The 18,204-nt window shown below is 68.6% G+C and carries 1 protein-coding gene (running past both ends of the window); it reads right to left on the bottom strand.

All 18,204 nt of this window come from inside a single coding sequence — locus ACRWNM_RS05390, sigma factor-like helix-turn-helix DNA-binding protein (RefSeq protein ID WP_431964088.1), on the bottom strand. Of the gene's 53,070 coding nucleotides, 18,750 precede the window and 16,116 follow it; the stretch shown corresponds to coding positions 18,751-36,954 (codon 6,251, complete, through codon 12,318, complete); the first complete codon in reading order (the gene reads right to left) occupies positions 18,202 to 18,204. Both codon boundaries (start and stop) fall beyond the window edges.

Raw genomic sequence — 18,204 nt, 5'->3', positions numbered from 1 at the left:
GGCCGCGGGCAACGCTTGCGCGGGCAGGTCGGTGGCCGAGAGCAACTGGATCTTGGCGCCCATTAGCGCCCGCACGCCATTCCGCAGGAATCGCGCGGTTCGGGTCTGCCCGGCGAGCATCCGGACGTCGAGCCCGGCCAGGAGCTGACGGACCCGCATGGTTGTCCACTGGGCGGGTGTGGCGGGTGCCAGGAACACCGACCCGGGCGGCAGCCCGAGCCGCGCGGGCGACGGCACGCGATCCAGCGAGTCCGGGTTCAGCGAGATCATGGTGGCGAGCTGTCCGGACAGCCCGTGGTTCTCGTTCGCCCTGGCCGCGACGGCGACGTCGGTGCCCATGGCGATGAGATGGTTCTGCGGCATCACCGCGTCGGTCTCGCCGGCCATGAGGTTGTGGTAGGCCCGCACCGCGTTGTAGGTGCCGATGCGATGACGCAACGCTTGCTGCGCATGCGATCCGGAGTCGCCGAGGCGTCCGATCACCGCGACCGAGCCGCCACCGGCCTCGGCGGCGACAGCCTCGTAGAGGTTCACCATCGAGTACAGGTACTTGTCGGCCTCGGCCGGGTCGGTGTCCTGGCCGAACTCCACCCAGAACACGTGGTCGGCGGAATCCACCGGGCCGACTGAGAATTCGGCCATACCGCGGCCGTTCGCGACATTCGACTGGGCCGACCGGATCTGCACCTGCGGCGGGGTCAGCGGCGCACGGACCTGCGCGGCCACCTGCACACCGCGATACAACCCCTTCCAGATCGACTCGGCGTCGTAGAGCAGCGCCGCATCCTGGGGCCCCAGGTCGAGCTGATCGCCGAGCCGGGCGACGGTGCCGCGCAGCACATGCTGGTGTGCACGGTCGCGCACGCGGGCGGGCAGCCCCTCGGCATTGGCCATGGACCTCGGGTAGTCGTACAGCATCCGCAGCTGCTGGTCTGAGGTCAGCCCCGCCCACCACTGGGCGAGCCGCAGCGCGTGCTGGGGGCTTTGATCGCCGACCAGCAGGGTCGAAATCTCGATGCTCTCCCCGAAAGCCCCGAAAACATTGTGCGCGTGCCGAAGCAGGCGCACCGCCTCGGCTCCCTCTTCCGCGTCCGGGATCGGTCCGTCGAGCTCCCGCAGGGTGGACGGGGCACCCCACGGGGCGTTGTCGGGCGCTTCCAGCGGTCGGTTGCGATTGCCGACTGGGCCGTCGGGGTAGCTCGGTGCGGTCGCATCGGCGGAAATAACGTCCGGCGTGCGGTATTCGGTGTTCGCCTGCCAGCCTGCCGGCGTCTCGGTCACGGTGATGCCGAGACCGGCGGCGATCAACGCGAGCTTGCGCTGGACGGTGTTCGGGGCGTGAGTCACCGTGTCGGCGAAGCCGTGGCGCACATCGATGGGTTGCGGACCGATCGGGCCGCCCGCGACGCGCTGTGCGGCGAACTCCTCCACCGAAACGCCGATGCCCAAGCGGCTGAACAGGGTCCGGCTCACGCCCGGTGGGCGGCCGTCCGCCCAGGCCACCAGCTCGCCGGAGCTCGACACGACGTAGACCGGCGCGCCGAAGCTTTCGGCCTGCTCGGCCTCGATGTCGAGCTCGGCGGCGACGGCGTCACCGAATCCGAATTCCGTTGCGCTCCCGATCGGTCCGGTGCCCGCCGGGTCGATCAGCGTGACCGCTTCGATCAGGCGGGTCGCGGGATCGACGCTGGCGAGTCGACCCTCGACGAAACCGCCTCGGGCTCCGGCGGCGTTGGCGATGAGCGCGCCGGTGCGGTGTCCGAACAGGTAGTTCGACGGTAGTCCGAGCTCGTCCGCCTCGGAGCGGTACGAGTCGGCGTCGTCCCGCTGGGCACTGTCCAGCTCGGCGCCGTCCAGCTCCAAGCCGTTGTGCCCCCGGCCCGCGTGGAACGCCGCGACGTCGCGGAGCAGCAGGTTCCCGGCCTGCGCGGTGCGCGCGGCCACGGTCTCCGGGCGGATGCCGAGATCCTGGTCGGTACCGACCCAGGCGATCACCGCGACCGCGTCCTTGTCCGCCCCCACCTGGTTGCGCAACGTCCGCGCGGTCACGTCGTAGTGGTTGCGCGCCGCGAGCAGGACCGGATCGAGGTCGCCCAGGCCGGTGCCCGCATCGGGCACGATCCAGCTCACCGACCGCGCGGTGGCGAGCTTGCCGTAGCCGATCAGGGCCCGGCCCGCACCGTAGGACAGCAACTGGACCTGCGGCGGTCGCAGCGAGCGGTGCACGGTGCGTGCCAAAGCCTCGGCGCGCAACAGGGATCGGGCGGTGCCGTGCAGGTCGGCGAGCCGCGCGCGCTGCGACGGAGTCAGCTCGCTGTCGGCAATCGCAGCGAGTTGGCGGATCTCTCGGGCCAGCGCGATCCGGTTGGCGTAGTCGCGCAGGCTGTTTCGCAGTTCGTCGTGCGTCACCGGCACGTCGGTGGACAGGCCGTCGGTGTTGCCGATCACCTCCGGGTGCACCCGCAGCAGCACGTCCTGATCGGTCGGTGACAGCGAGGTCCAGTAGGCGAAGTTCTCGGCGGTCAGCAGGCGCGCTTCGGCGACCGGATCCGGCGACACCTGCTCCGGATGCAGCAGCACCGCTGGATCCGTGCCGCGCCCGGACGGGTGCATGGCGAGCAGTTCGGTGGCGCGTTGCCGGTCGGCCTCCGTGAAGCCGGGGTCCTTCGGGAACACGCGGCGGTCGTCCAGGGCGACGGCGGGCGCCGGATCCATCTGGGCGATGAGCGCGCCGGTCCGGGTGTCCGGGTCGACGGGGTGATCAGCGTTGGGCTGCAACGGTTTTCCGTCGACGTCGTAGCCGATTGCGGTCGTCGACACCACATCCGGAGTGGATTCGTTCCAGAGGTATGGGCGCCACGCGCCGTTGTCGACGTTCGGGTCGCTCATCATGAGTCGACCGCCTTCGCGGACCATGTTCCCGTTCTCGTCGACATTGGCCAGCAGGACCATGTGGGCCACGTTGTCGTACCCGTAGGTCACGACGACCAGCGACGCGGTCATCGGATTCGCCGGATCGGCGAGCTGATGGGCGATCGAGTCCCGGTCCGGGTGCACCCGCAGGCGGCCGCGCCCGTAGAACTCCGCCTCGTCGGCACTGCGCCCGGCCAACCCGACGCCGTCGTCGGGCGGGTCGACATCCAGGCCCAGGTCGTCGTGCCCGGTGCGCAGCGACACGTCGACGCAGTTGCCGAAATGCCCGTCGTACCAGGTGCCGCCCCACGGCTGGGCCGGTGACGGATCCAGGCGGTACAGCTCCTGCGGGTTCAGCTCATTCGAGATCAGCTCCGCGTTGCCGCGCCCCAGGTCCTCCTCGAGCTCGACGATCCGTCCGCTCGCCGGATCGATCGGCATGTACACGTTCGTGGAGTCCAGCGCCGTCGGATCCGACATGCCGGGCCGGTGCTCGTCGAAGGTGACCTCGCCGATCCGGCCCGCGGCGATCCGGCCGAAATTGCGCAGCGCCTCGGTCGGATTCCCGGTGCGGGGGTCGTAGTCGAAGTAGCTGCTGCGCACCAGATCCGGGTGATGGTAATCCTCGGCGGAGGAGATCTCCGCGGCCACCCGCTTGGCGCCGAAGGCCGCCGTCGCCGGGTCCATGCCGGTGCCGTACCCGGTGTACCGGCCCTGGGCGCCGGGAACATCGGCGCCGAGCCAGGTCTGCTGGTCCCTGGAAGTTGCCGCGACATAGACATTTTCGGGATTGATGCCGGTTTCGGCGGCGTGCGCGAGCGGGAGGCCCGAGGAGCCGACGATCACGAGATCGGTGACCTGGGCGTCCGCGCCCGGGAGCGTCGACCACGCGGTGGCGGCGATGAGCGAGCCCGCGCTGTCCAGGGCGAAGACGTGCGTGTCCGGTGCCGGCGTGCTCGCCTGCGCGCGAACGGCGTTGATCGCCGAAAGATCCCGGGCGAGCAACTGTCCGTCGGCGGCCACGGAGTCGCCGTAGCCGCGCCAGGCGATGACCGCGTACTCGCGGTCGGCGTCCGCCAGGACCGCGGAGTCGAACAGCTGCGTCGCGTGAATCAGATTGTCCGGCACCGTGGTAGCCGTCACCTGCACGGTGTCGGGAGCCGACACCATGGTGGACACCGAATCGGCGGTCTCGAGGTTGCCGAAGGTGACGACGCTACGCACCTGTCCGTCCAGCGACGGCGTGTAGGTCCGCAGGTTCACCGCGGGTGAGCCGGGGAGGTCCTCGCTATTCGCCACCATCTCCAGCAGGTCGAAATGCAGCTCCGACAGAGACTTCCACAGTTTCTCGGCGGCGGGCGACACGTTCGCGCCCAAGGCCAGCAGCGCGCGTCGGTCGTTTTCCAGCAGGTCCAGGTTGACCTGACCCCGCACCGGCTCGGGAATGCCGTCGGCCTGGCCGACCTCGCGCGGCGCCAGTTTGATCAGCACCGCCTGCTCGGCCGGATCCAGTGCGTCCCACCACTGGCGGTTGCGGGTCGCGAGGTCGCCGGATTCGCCGAGCAGATCGGTGTACTGCTGCTCGGGGTGCAGCAGGATGCTCGCGTCGGCGTCGGCGCCCAAGCGGGACAGCGCGTTCCGCACCAGCGCCTGTTCATCGGGTGTGCCCTCTGGCGGCGTCCAGAGGGTAGGCGGAGCGCGGTCCCCGTTCGAGTCTGGATCGGTGGCGCCGATCGCGAACTCCGGATGCGCGGCCGGGTCGGCGGGGAACTCGCTGATGGGGCGCAACGGATTTCCGGCACGGTCGAAGGCGATGCCCGACATCGCCACCGCGTCCGACCCGGCCTCGCCCCGCACGAACGGCCGCCATGCGCCGTTGTTGTCGTTCAGGTCGCGCACCACGATCCGGCCGCCTCGGTTGGCCATCACGTAGGCGTGCGCGCCGATACCGTTCGCGTCGGCGGCGGCATAGTGATCGACCAGGATCGTGATCGACAGCGGGTCGTGCGGGTCCGCTAGGCGGGCGGCCACCTCGTTCCGGCTGCCGAACAGCTGCAACCGTCCCTTGGTCCGCTCCTCCAGCTGTGTGCCGGTCCGCCCGCGCAGGCCGGGCTCATCGGTGAACGACTGTACGATCGTGCTGCCGGTTTCCGAGATCACCGTGTCGACAGCATCATCCGCGCAGCGCTGCGGTGGTGCGTCGGACGACATCGCGGCCGCCTGGCCAGTACCCAGCGGGTCGTCGAACCCGTGCCCGCCATCGACGACTGTATCGTCGGCGGTCCGCGTCATGCCCGGGCCCCGCGGTGCCGGTGGCTGCGCACCGGCCGAGGAATCGGCGCTGGGCGCGCTCTCCGTGCGAGCGAGGTTCTCCGTTGGCGCGAAGGCTTTCCGGAGCAGCTCTCCTGTCACCGCGACGATCCGGTGAACCTCATCCGGCGATTTCCCGACTTGGACGCTCACCTTTTCGACGGCGAGCCCGTGGCCGAAGTGCAGCGCCGCCACGCGCTGCGCCAACTCCGGATCCGGGAGATCCGCGACCGCCCGGCGCACCGTCTGTTCGAACTCCACGTCGGTGAACGCTGCCTCGTTCTCCGCGATCTCGGGCTGACGGTCACCCGGAGGGGTGTCATCGAGCGAAAACGTATACTGCGCCATCAGAACTCGGGCTTCGGCGACCTTGGCCGGATCGAGATTCAGCGCTTCCGCGACAGCGGCGTTATCCGGTTCGCGCCCGTCCACCTGAAGCCGCCGTGCGATGTGTGTGTCGACTGCGATGAGCAACTTGCGAGTGGCTTGGTCGACGTTCGGGAACTTCTGCTCGAAATGGGCGTCGAGCATAGCGCCGCGAACGCTGGCCCAGGCGTGGGTGGAGAAGCGACCTCCGCCCGGCGCGAAGTTCACGATTGCTCGATAGACCGCGATGCTGGCTCGTTGTGTCAGGTGCCCGACCTCGCCGAGGTGCCCCCAGCGTCGTGCCATCGTCTCCGCGATCCACGCGTACTTTTCGAATATCTCGTCCCGGATGGCCAGTTCCTCCGCCGATCCCGGTTTGGTCGCGACGAGGCTCCAGAACAGGTCGTGTTCGGCCTGATCGACCACGGGGACATCCGTGCGCGTGTAGTACTTCAGGACCGCCCGCTCCAGGAAGTCGGCTGGGACGCTCAGACCGTCACGAACCTGGCGCAGCGAACGCAGGCGTAGCCGTCTGTGCGCCTCGTTCATGCTCGTGTAGCTGGTGTCGATGCGGGCGGCGAATTCCTCCAGTGTCAATCGGTTGTAGAACCGCACCGCTTTCAGCCAGCCACCCACCGAATCGAAGTCCGCGGGATCGGGGAGGGATTCTCCCCGCGGATCCATCCGGTAGCTGTAGCCATTGGGAAGGGCATGTCCCCACGCATCGGCGAAAGCATTCCAGGAACCGGCGCGATGCAGCGCGCGATCGTAGATCTCGAGCAGGTCCAACTCGCGGAGTGCGTGGGAGCTTCCGGATTCGTAGAGCGCGATGCTGCGCACACTCATGCCGACGATGCGTTCTTTGGCCGTCAGGCTGAGGTTGTTCAGACGACCGAGTTCGGCCAGGTACTCGCCGAACGAGGAGTGTGCCTCCGGATTCGGATAGGTCAGACCCTCACCCCGAAGTCGCTCGGCGACCACATGCGCCGCCCGACCCAGCCGGATGTTCACCGCAGCCGGAGAAACGGTAGGCCCGAGTGACTTCGCCACCTCGGTCGGGGACATTCCCTGCACGACGCGTAGCTGAACGACCTCGATATCTGCTGCATTGAGCTTCAGCTCTCGCCCCAGATCGGCGAGCGTCTGCTGTAGATCCATCGGATGCTTGCGCTGGACCTGTCGGACCAGCGTCAGGTCCGGGCCTGACGCTCTGTTGCCCGCTCCGGTGAGCCAGGCAGCGAGTGTTCCAACAGCCCGCTCGTAGGACCGGCGCACCTGCGCGACCTCGATATCGAGCTCCGCGGCTATCTCGACGTGCGACATGCCCTGGACCGCGCGCAACCGGAAGACGTTCTTCTGCCTCGGACTGGGCAGCTCACGGACCAGACGCCGAAGTTGGGAGCGACCGATGTGCGTCTGCTGCGCATCTCGGACGATCTGCCCGGGAGTGCGCTGCGCCCGTGCGCTCGTGCCATCGATGACGTCTCGCAAGAAGTCCGATGCCTCGCCCGGATCGCGTTGGTTCACGCTCTGATACAGCGCTGCCTGCGGGTCGTCGGACTGCAACCAGGCAAGGCGCGCCTTGCCGCGGCGCTCGATGCCCTGCACCTGTGTCGCGGACATCTCCAGCGCGGCCGCCACCTCGGCCTGGGACAGATCCGCGTCACGAAGTCGCAGCACCCACTGCTCTTGGTACGGCAGCCGCGCGAGGTCGGCCGCGTACTTCTCTGGTTGCTCGGCACGAGCAGTCGCGAGCGCTGCGCGCACCTCATCCGGGCTCAGCGCGTGATCTCCGGTGACCTGCGCGAGCGCCCGCTGTAGTGCGCGACTCTGGGTGGTGCGCTGGCCCGGTGTATTGCCCAGAGCAGCAGCGACCTCCGCGGCGGATTTCCGTTCGAGCACCCGCATGCGTACAACCATCTGATCCGTCTGCGACAACTCGGCCATGGCGGTGCGCACATCATCAGGACGGGCTTGGAGCAACTGTCCCAACACATCGGTGGAGCGACCATCGATCGCATTGCGCGACTCTCCGGACAACAGCTTCAACAGGCGCGGGAGGTTCCGGCGCTGCATTGCGTTGAGGGTGTTCTTGTTCCCCCCGCTTTCCGCGGCGATCTGCGCGACCGACATACCGTCGACAAAGCGCTTCTGAATGAAATCAGCGAAAACGGGCGACATTTGTCGCGCGAGCTCGAGCACTCTGTCCCGGTCGGCGTCGACAGCCGCCTGCACCTGGACCATGTCCTGGCCCAGAGTACGTTTGGCCGCTCGACCTGGAGCCTGGAACGCCTGCACCTCGTGCGGCCCCTCGGGGTCGTAGGCGAAGAACGTCCCCGGGTCGCGGCCCTTCCGCGGCTTGCGTACCGGACGGTCCAGTGCATCGGCGTCGGTGACCGGCTGGGCCACCGCTCCCGGATGCTGTTGTGGCGCAGGCGAGTCCGGAGCCGAGGATTGCCGTATGGCGCCACGGATCGAGGTGCTCCATTCGGTGCCGAGATCACCGATGAGCAGCGTCGCCATTCGCGCGTAGGCGCGACGTTGCAGACTCTGGATCGCGGACGTGGGCTTCCCGAGCGCAGCGCCGATGGCCACGTGTTTGCGACCCTCGAAGATACGCAGTGTGATGAACTGCTGCTCCAGCTCGGTGAGCCCGGACAGGTTGCGCCGCAGCGCCTCCCGTGGAGCGGCCGAAACCAGTGCGGCGGATTCCGGATCGGTCAGAACAGGACTCCCGGCCAACTCGCCGGCCAATTTCCGCACGGCTTCGCCGAAGATGCGGTCGACGGACTTCACGCTGAGCGGGTGCATGGCCTCAGCCGCTTCAGCACGCGTCATGCCCCGGACTATCCGCAGTCGCACAATGCGCTTTTCGTTGGCATTGAGCACCTGCATCGCCCGGGACAGTGCTTTCTTGTTCGTCCGCTGGGTCTCCTGTACCAGCTTCAAAGCATTGCCTGGTTTTCCGGACGGTATCGGGTCGGGGCCGCCGGACAGCATGCTGGCCAGCTTCGGAACGACCCGGTACTGCGTAGTCCACAACGCGCCCTGTTTGCGCCCGATCAGCGCGGCGATCTCAGGGATGCTCAGGCCCTGTCCGAACCGGAGCTCGACGAATTCCTTTGTCGCGGGCGAAAGCTTCGCCGCGGCTGCCAGCACGGCATCTCGGTTGGCCGGGTTTCTGACCAACAGCATCGCGGGGCTGCTGTCGACGGAGTTCGGCTCCGCGGTCGTCGCGCTCTCGGGTCCTTCGTCGGCTTCCGCCACGTCGACGGCCGAGTCGGCGGCGGTGACGGCTTCCGGTGCGCCGTTGACGAGCCAGTCCGCCAGTTGCCGCGCGGCGTGGTTGCGCTGCTGGCGTACGCCGTTCTCAGTGCCATCGATCCGAGCGGCGATCTCCGCGAGCGTGTCACCGTGCAGTACACCCTCGATGACGTGCCGTCGATTCGCGGTGAGATATCCAAGCAACGGCTCCAGTGCGGCGTGGTCTGCCTCTCGCACCGCCGCCAAAGCCTCGTCCACGGTCAGCGCTACCGTGCTGTCCGACAGTAGGTTGGCCAGCTGGTCGGCAGCTCGTTTGCGTGCTTTGCGCACCGCGTTCTCGCTGCGATGTAGTTCGGCGGCAATCTGTTCCGTCGTTTTGCCCCGCAGAGCCAATTCGATCACCGCACGACGAGCGACCGGAATTCCGGCCAGGTGACGAACGAACTCGTCGTTGCGCTCGTGGTACGCGTCCTCGACGGCCTCCCAGTTCGGGTCGGCGTCCGGACGCGGGACGCCGGTGAGCGCATCCGACAACCGCTCCACGGCCCGCTTCCTGATGTGCGAGAGCTGCGCCGGTTCCCGGCCCATCTCGGCTGCTACCGCGGGCCATTCGCGGGATTGGAGGATCCGCAGGTCGGCGAACTGCCGTTGCGCCGGGGATAGTTTCGCGATCGCTCGCTCCAACGTCCGCCGATTCCGCGGCTCCTGCGCGGCGCGCATCAAGCGCGATTCCGGATTGTTCCGCTCCTCGAGCGCGGCGGCAATGGACTGGGCAAGATTCCGGATCGCCCGCTTCTCCGCGACCCGGGCGTCCGCCCTTGCCTGCTCGGAATTCAGATTCACGGCGGCGCATGCGTCCTCGAAGGACATCGCGTCGCGTACTCGCAGCATCAACCACCGGCGCTGGTCCCGCCGCAGCCCCTCCAGCCCTGCTTGTACGTCGGAACGGCTCGCCGTAGCCAACGCCTGACTCTCCGGACCGTTCTCCGACAGGTGCGGCGCGACCGCGTGCAATTGGTCGCGCAGCCGCTGCCGGAAGCTGTCGAACCAGCGTTCCTCGGCCACCTTTGCTCGGTCCGTGGTGGCCGAAGCTTGCTTCGGCCCGACCGCGTGCCCCGAGCTGTCTCCGTCCGGATTGTTCCCGGTGACGATGCCCGGATCGAATCGGCCCGATGGGTTCCCGACGCCCATAGCCGCGGTATCGGGCGTGTCCGCATCCATCGCGCGGCCCCCACCCTGCGGACGCGGATCGGGCCCGTCCGGGCCGGGGCTCGGATCGACCGGCGATCCGCCCTCAGGACCATCGTCGGGGTCCGCCCGAGGACGGTCGTCGCCAACCACGTTGTCGACCATGCCCGGCAGTCCGCCACGGTACGGCCAGGTGTCGCCGGTGATCTTGCCGTTGTCCTTGATCTCGGTGAACCTGTCCACCGCGCCCTGAATGGCTTCGGGTTCGAGGCCGTCCAGGATCGCGCGCACGTCCGCCTCGGTGAGCGCGGCGACCAGCGCCATCGCATCGGGGTGGAGGTCTCGGCCCAGCACGTCGGTCACGAAGACCGACTGGGTCGCGAACTGGGCGAAGGAGTTCTCGCCCACGGGGAAGGTGGCTTCGTCGTCGGTCGATGCGACGCGACCGGACCGGGTGGTGATGATGTCGCCCACGTGGCGGTCGCGGTTGCCCGCGATGTAGTCGACGATCGCGATCATGTCGCGGGTCAGCCGGTCGTAGCCGCGTACCGCACGTCCGCTCTCCGCGCCCGGCACGTACTCCTGGAGGATGCCCGTGCCCTTGCTGCCTTCCCACAGATAGGTGGGCGGCTTGAGGTGGAACTTCAGCAGCCGGTCGAGCAGGTAGGTCTTGACCTCGCGCAGCGCGCGGCCCGAAGGCGGGATGCCCGCGGTGTCGGCGTCGCCGTGGAACGGCTTGTACACCCAGACGGTGTCGCTGCCCTCGAACGTCACGCGAATGAGTCCATGCGAGCTGAGTTCGGGGTCGGTGAAGGCCGATTCGCGAGCCGGTCCGAGGGTTCGCGGGTCGACGGGTTCGAAACTGGCCTGTTCGGAATCGGTTTCGGCATCCGCGTCCGTTTCGGAGTCGGCGTCGCCGACGTGATCTCCGTGGATGCGTCCGTTGATGCGAATCTCATCGAGCCGGTTCAGTACACCGTCGATCTGGGTCGCGGTGAGCCCACCCTGCTCGAGCAACTGCCGCAACCGCTTCGGCTCAATCGCCGCGACCTGCTCCAGCACTGCGGCGTCGATGGGCCGGAACAGCGAGGACGCGACGAAATCCGAGCTCTCCCAGAAACCCGCGAGGTAGTCCACCACACCGTGCGCGGCGCGCTGGGTTCGGGTGGCGGCGTCGAAGTCGCGGCCCGGTTCGAAATCCGGGACGAACGCGCGCAGCACGTCGCGCACGACATTGCCCGCACCCCTGGGCTTCCCGCCGCCGCCCGGCGCGGTGCCGTCCGCTCCTACGGCCTGCGGATCCAGCGGGCCGGGACGGCGCCGGTCCAGTGGGTCGTACTGCGCGAAATCCTCGGCGACCCGCATACCCTGGTCGACGAGGACTCGCAGCGCATCGTCGTTGACCGCTGCTGCGGGTTGGTAGTGCCCGCTGCTGTCGGTCATGGTGGCCAGGCGGCCCGCGTCGACCCGGATCCCGCCGACACCGGCGACCGGGCGCCCGGACAGGAACGACGAATGCCGCATCGGCTTGTCGATCAGTCCGGTCTCGGCGTAGAGATTGCCCGCTGGGTCGAGAGCGAACATCACCGTGCGGCCGCCGGTGTCGAAGAGCTGCCCATCGTGCGCGCGGTAGAGCCTGCCATCCGGTCCGATGACGATGCGCTGGGTCGCCAGCTCCGCCTCGGACAGATGGTGCACGACCGGATCGCCCCACTGGTTGCGGCGCAACTCCTCACCCACATAGCCGCGCTTGAGCTCCACGGTGGGCAGGCTGTCACCGGTCAACGGGGCCGGAATCTCCTCCGCCGCAAGCACATCGCCGACGGGCTCGTTCGATGGCGCCGACTCCGCCCGGCCCGGAGCCCGGAACGCCTGCACTTCGTGCGGGCCGTCGGGATCGTAGGCGAAGAACGTCCCCGGGTCGCGGCCCTTCCGCGGCTTGCGTACCGGACGGTCCAGTGCATCGGCGTCGGTGACCGGCTGAGCCGCCGCTGCCGGATGCTGTGGTGGCGCGGGCGAGTTCGGAGCCGAAGATTCCAGCTCGGCCAGCGCCACGAGGCGGCGATTGGTGTCGTCGGCGGCGTCGACCAACGCGTCGAGTTCCAGGAAGCGCTCGGCGGCTTCGTCGCTGTCGGGGTTGGATCGGCTCATCAACAACCGCTCGACACGGGTCGAATCCACCTGCGCGATATCGATTTCGAGTACCGGGGCCAAGACCGCGGCGGCTTCGTCGCGTTCGGTGCGCAGCCCACTGAGCACGGGCGAGTCCGGGCCGAGATCGTCGGGATCCACTTCCATTGTCTCGGCTAAGTCGTCGCGGTTCGCGCGAGCCCGATCCAGTTGGGCGCGGGCCCGGGCCGGGTCGCTCGGCAGCGATCGCACGGTATCGGTGGCAGCCGATGCGGTCGACCGACCGAGTTCCGCGGCGGCGCGGTCCGCGCCGGGAATCTCGGCGAGTTGCGTCGCGGTATCGGCGGACCAGCCCACGTTCGACGCGGCGAGCCAACCGGATACCTGGTGGTGCAGGCGGTGCAGCGCGATACCGGTCCGCAGCGGGTCCAGGCCGAGATCGATGTTGGTCAGCCGAGCACCGTTCGAGGTGATCGACAGGGTGACCTGTCCGGGTTCGCCGCGCACCGGAGACAGGCGCAATGTCACGTCCACGCCCTCGGAGATCCGCGCGACCTCGGTGACGTTCGTCCAGAAGCTGTCCCCGTATCCGGCGAACAGTGCTGTCGCTGTGGATATATCGCCGTCGATCAGCGCGTCGACAGTCGGTGCGGAGTCGACGCTGGACCAGACCGCGCCCTGGTTCTCCTGGTTGAAGTCGACGCCGGACAGGTCTACGCCGAGTCTGGTCAGTTCGTAACGCAGCTGGGCGGTGAACTTCGGGTCGGTGTTGGCGTGGGAGAAGGCCTGGGTGTACGGCTCGATCTTGGTGATCCGGCCGTCGACGATGTGCCAGACGCCGAAGCCCGCGGGTCCGGCGCTCGGATCGCCGAGGGTGCGGAACAGCTCGTAGTGGGTGGCGGCCGACGCGGTCAGGACCACGCCCGGGGCCGCACCGAGGATGAACCGGTCACCGGTACCGTGGCTGTTGTAAGGCAGTTCGGTTTCCGGGTCGAGCAGCCGCCCGTCGACGTCGACGGTCAACGCGGTGAACTGGACACTGTCGACCGAGGGCAGCGTCGCCGTGAAATCGGCGTTCAGCTCGGCGATCTCGTAGGTCGCCCGGGTCGGCGCGGTCGCAGCGTCGAGCAGCGCGTTGTAGTGCTCGGCGGCGATGACGACGGCGTTGTAGGTCAGCCAATCGCCGTATGCCGCACGAGTTTCCGTCGTAATGCCCGGCTCCGCGTAGATGTCGCGGTCCTGCATCACGGTTTCCAGCTCGGCGTCCGGGATGTTCAGCGCCTGCGCGACCTGCGCCGCGAGCTGGTCGCGTTTGGTACGCAGGTCGCCCAGTTCGGTTCCATCGGTGGACAGTTCGGCCGGGTCGGCTTCCAGCAGCGCGGCGACCTCCGCGAGGTTGTCGCGGGCGGCGTTCAGCTCGACGGCGGTCGGGGCGGGCGCGGGCGCGGCGTTCGCGAGCAAACTGTTGTAGTGCTCCGCGGCCTCCAGAGCCCCGGTGTGGGTCAGCCAGTCGGTGTACCGGCCGAGCATTTCGGGATCGGTATCCGGGTTGCCGGACAGATCCCTCTGCTCCAGTACGGTTTCCAGGTCCGCGACCGAGGTTCGCAGTGCCTGAGCCAACTCGCGGGCGAGGTCGTCGCACTTGGCGCGCAGTCGGGCCAGTTGCGGTGAACCCGTCGTCAGCGAGTCCGGATCCACGCGGAGCAGACCGGCCAACTCGGCCAGGTTCTCACGGGCCGCCGCAAGCTGGGAGTCCGGGTCCGGTTCCGCCGCCGGAATCGGCGGGAGCGCGTCGGCACACAGGTCGACGAACGCGGCCAAGTCGGGCGATCCGGTCGCCGCGGCGGCGCGCCGCAGCCCGACCACGGAATCGCCGGAGCTCTGGGCCGAGAAGTCGACCAGTTCGGCGACCGCGAGCAGCTCCGCCAGTTCCTGCTGCAAATGGGTATTGGTGTCCTGCAGGCGCTGCACGGCCACCGGGTCGAGCACCCCGGTCCGCAGCGACTCGACCTGGAGTTCCTGAGTCGCGTTGTCCCACTGCATGCGCAGGCCGATCCACCGCCGCAACAGCGGCAGCCGCCCGGCCTCCACCGCCCGCTGCCACGCCGCCGCATCCATGGCCCGCAGCTGTCCCTGCACCACATCCACGGCCTGCCGCAGCAGCCCGGGGCGCTGCATCAGCTCCGGGTCCACACCGAGGGCCTGGGCCAGATCCCGCTGTGCGGGGGACAGATCGGTAGTAACCGCGAGATCGGCCGAGGCGGATTCGGCGGCGAAGTCGGCCAGGACGAGCGCGGCGGCCGCCAGCTCGGACGCTACGGGGCGGGCGTCGGCAAGTTCCTGTGCCAACGCAGCCAGGTCGGCGATATCCGCGGGCAGCGGATCGGGACGGCCGAGCTCCGCCAGCACCCGCGAAAGGCCCTCTCGCACCGTGGCTTCCAATTCCCGGCGCGGCCCGATCGAGTCGGCGGCGGGCATGCCGTGGTCGGCGAGTAGCGCGGCCACGGCCTCGTGCTGCTGCCCCAGGAAGTACCGAAGCTGGGGATCGTCGTAGGAACTTGCCCAGGCTTGCAGGTCGGCCATATCGGCCGTGGCCGGGTCCGGTAGGTCGGTGAGAACAGGGGTCAGTGGTGCCGATGTCTCCGGCGAGGTGACCGCCTGCAGCAATTGCTCGTACTTCGCGCGATTGCGCGGCTGCCCCGGCGCGAAAGGTGCGTTCTCCCCGCCGATTTCACGATACCGCTGTTGCTCGGCCTGGAGACCGAACAGATCCACGGGGGCGAGAGCGGGTCCGTGTTCGGCGAGATTGGCCAGCCATTCGGCGTACCGGGCGCTGCCCTCCCGGACCGCGGCCACCCAGTCCGACGCAGGGATGTGCAGGGCATCGAATTCGCGGACGGCGCTGGGGAATTGCCCATTCTGCTCCAACGACCAATTCATCAGGATGCGCGACGCGCGCCCGTTGAAGTCGAGTGGGTGCAGCGACACGAACCTGCGCTGCAGCTCCGCGGCGAGTTCGAAGGGGTCGTACTCGGATCCACGCTGGGCCGCGTTGTACCAGTCGCACAATTCCTGTAGAGCCTGGTCGACCTCCGCCTGCGACGCGTAGTTCGGGTAGACGATCACGCCGTGTTCGCCGGGCCCGGCGGGCGGCGGCATGTAGGACAGTAGCGGGTTCGCCTCGATGGTGGCGATCTGGTCCGCGGTCAGCGGCGTCGACAGCACACCCATCCGCGGTGTCGGGGCACCGAACTCCATTTCCGGCGGTGCCGACATCGTCAACTGGTCGTGCATCGCGCGAATGAAGTCGACGGTCAGCTCCTGGTCCCCGTGCTGCCGGGCAACCAGCCTGGCACCCAGGTGCCCCGCCCACCTGCGCTCGCCGAGCACGGTTTCCGGCTGTGGCTGCTCGGCGATCACGGCAATGGCCAGATACCGCTCCTCGAGCAGCAGCGCCGCCTCGAGCAGCCGCCCTGCCTCGGTGTCGATACCGAGCGCGGCCAAGTTGGCCGCGATCACGGCGTCGACCGAGGAACTCGTGCCGAAGGAGACATCATCGGCGGGCGGTGCCGCGTTCGGGTCGGTGAACTCGGGGGCCAGCTGGATGGCCTGGCCGTCCTGGTACACCGTGGCCCAGAGGGCGACGGTTTGGTCGGTGCGGCCGCCGGCGAGGTCGGCGAGCGAGACCTCGGTCGTGGTGGTGCCGCTGGTGAGTTCACGGGTGCCTGCGGGTGCGGGCCGCTGGAACCATTCGCGGCCGTCGGGGTCGACCCGGTTCAGGATGACGGTGTGCCCGTTGAGCTCGAAAGTGTGCGTGCCGTCCGCATTTTCACCGATGTAGGTGAGAGCGGCGGCGTGGCCCATGGCGCCGTGACGGTCGGCGGTCGCGCGCTGTTCGAAGAGGTAGGCGGTGGTGCCGGGGCCCGAGTCGAGCAGGCCGCGCACGAGGCGGGCGTGGGCGGTGGAGTCGGCGTCGGAGACGAAGCCCTGCACCGGTGCGCCGTTGAGCTCGGGCACGATATCGCTCCACAGCACACCCGCCAATGAGGGCTCGAGCAGATCGGCGTCGGTGACGGTGGTGCCCTGCGCCTGGTTGACGAACCGCGCGGCGACCGGCACACAGTCGTTGTCGTGCTGGTCGAGGTAGTACCTGGTGCGCGGGAAGGCGCCGTCACCGTCTACCTCGACGGTGACCGCAAGCACCTGCTCGCCGGGCCTGCCGGTGACACGCGCCGAGACGTGCACCCCGCCGCGGGCCAGATCGTGGTCGTTGGTCGTGAAGGACCGGGTGGCCCGGTGGACGATGTCCTTCACCACGGCGAGCGCCTGGTCGACCTTGGCCGAGGGCCAACCGCCCATGACCGCGCGCAGCCTGCTGTCCACCCCGTCCAGGCCCTGCACGCCGTAGTACAGCGGGAGTGCGAACTGGCGGGTGCGCGCCGGATCGTTGACGTTCGGGTCCAGCCCGGAGGTGAAGTCGAGCGGGTCGGCGCGGCGGCCGGTGAGCCGCTGCCACAGCGTGCGCTTGCCCGGCAGATGCGGGCGGTTGGCGTCCCAGTCGTAGCCCGCGGCCTTGGCGGCCGCATGTGCCTGATGCCCGGTCGCCTTCGGATTGCGCGCCTGGAACTCCGCTTCGAACAGCGCGCCCTCGAGCGCGATGATGTCCTCGCGCACCGGGTGTCCGGCGATCAACCGGTTCCACATCGCGACGACGTCGGCGATCTGGTTGACCTCGGAATTGCGCAGCAGGTAGTCGCGCGCCCGGTTCAGGTTCCGCACCACCTCGTCGGGGGTGCGGGTGTTGCCCGCGTGATCACGCAGCCAGGTCGACCCGTCGGAACGCTTGGGCATGTGCGTGCCCTTGGGGTCGCGCACCCAGGCCTTGCCCGGGCCGCGCACCCAGCGCTTGGGGTCGCCGCCGGAGTAGGCGTCGGGATCCGAGAGCGCGTTGTCGACGATCTGGGCGAGCAGGCTGTCGTGCTCGTGGACGCGATTGTGTTCGAAGTCCGCGTAGGCGGCGTCGGTCTCCTGCTGAATCCGCTGGCGCGCAGAATCATTGGCGCGCCACTCAGCGGCGAGCGACTCCGGGATGTCGACGCTCTCGCCGGTGTACGGGTATGCGGTCGTGCCGTCCAGACGCGCCTGCTCGGAGTTCAGCGCCGGCTGTGCCAGCTCCTCGCGGTGCAGCGCCTGCGGGTCGGGCTGGCCGTCGTTGAACCACGCGTAGGTGCGGGTGCCACGCAACACCGGGATCAGGTGAATCCACTTGCCGTCGCGCACGGCCGGAATCCATTGCGTCACATCGGCCATGGCCTGGGCCACATGCGGATGCCGGTTCACGAAGTCCACCGACAGCGGCAGTGGGATCGACTGCCCGTGTGCGGTGTTCGCGGGCAGCCACTGGGTGGCGCGCAGGATGGTCCGACCGATCCACGGACGGTTCTGAATCAGGTTCTTCGCCCACGGATGGGTCGGTATCCGCTGGAGGATGCCGATGACCAGGATGCGGGCGTGGAACATGTTGAGGCCGACGTCCGAGCTCCAGGCGTTCACGCCCTCGGGCACGTTGTAGATCGTCTTCGAGAACGGCAAGTTCTGCGGGAACAGAAACGCCGGAACCTCACCCGGTCCGAATTCGTGCAACCCCGCCATGATCTTGTCGAAGGTCGGCACCATCGACACCTTGAACAGGAACGGCGGCTGCGGGTCGGTCCACTTCTCCTTCTCCCACTTACGCGGATGCTTGGCCGGATCCCACGAACCGGCCCGCGCGGTGAGTTCGGCATCGGTGGACGGCAACGCCACCGACTGCTGGTAGGTACCGTCGGCGTCGACCTCGATCTGACGGAACTGCACATTCACCGGAATGACCGACGATTTCGCCATGTCCAGCAGCAGGCTCACGTCCGTCTGCGGCGGCAGCGCAGCAGACAGGGCCTGGCGGTAGTCGTTGACATCGGTGTCGGTGCCGACGACCACCGTCTGCGAGTTCGTAGCCGTGGGGCTGAGCGACGGCCGCACACCCACCCGATC

Origin of the sequence: Nocardia sp. bgisy134 (assembly GCF_965341865.1) — a bacterium.
Taxonomy (GTDB): Bacteria; Actinomycetota; Actinomycetes; order Mycobacteriales; family Mycobacteriaceae; genus Nocardia.
The sequence above is the reverse complement of the archived record's forward strand: the minus strand, read 5'-3'. Positions and strand labels throughout refer to the sequence as shown.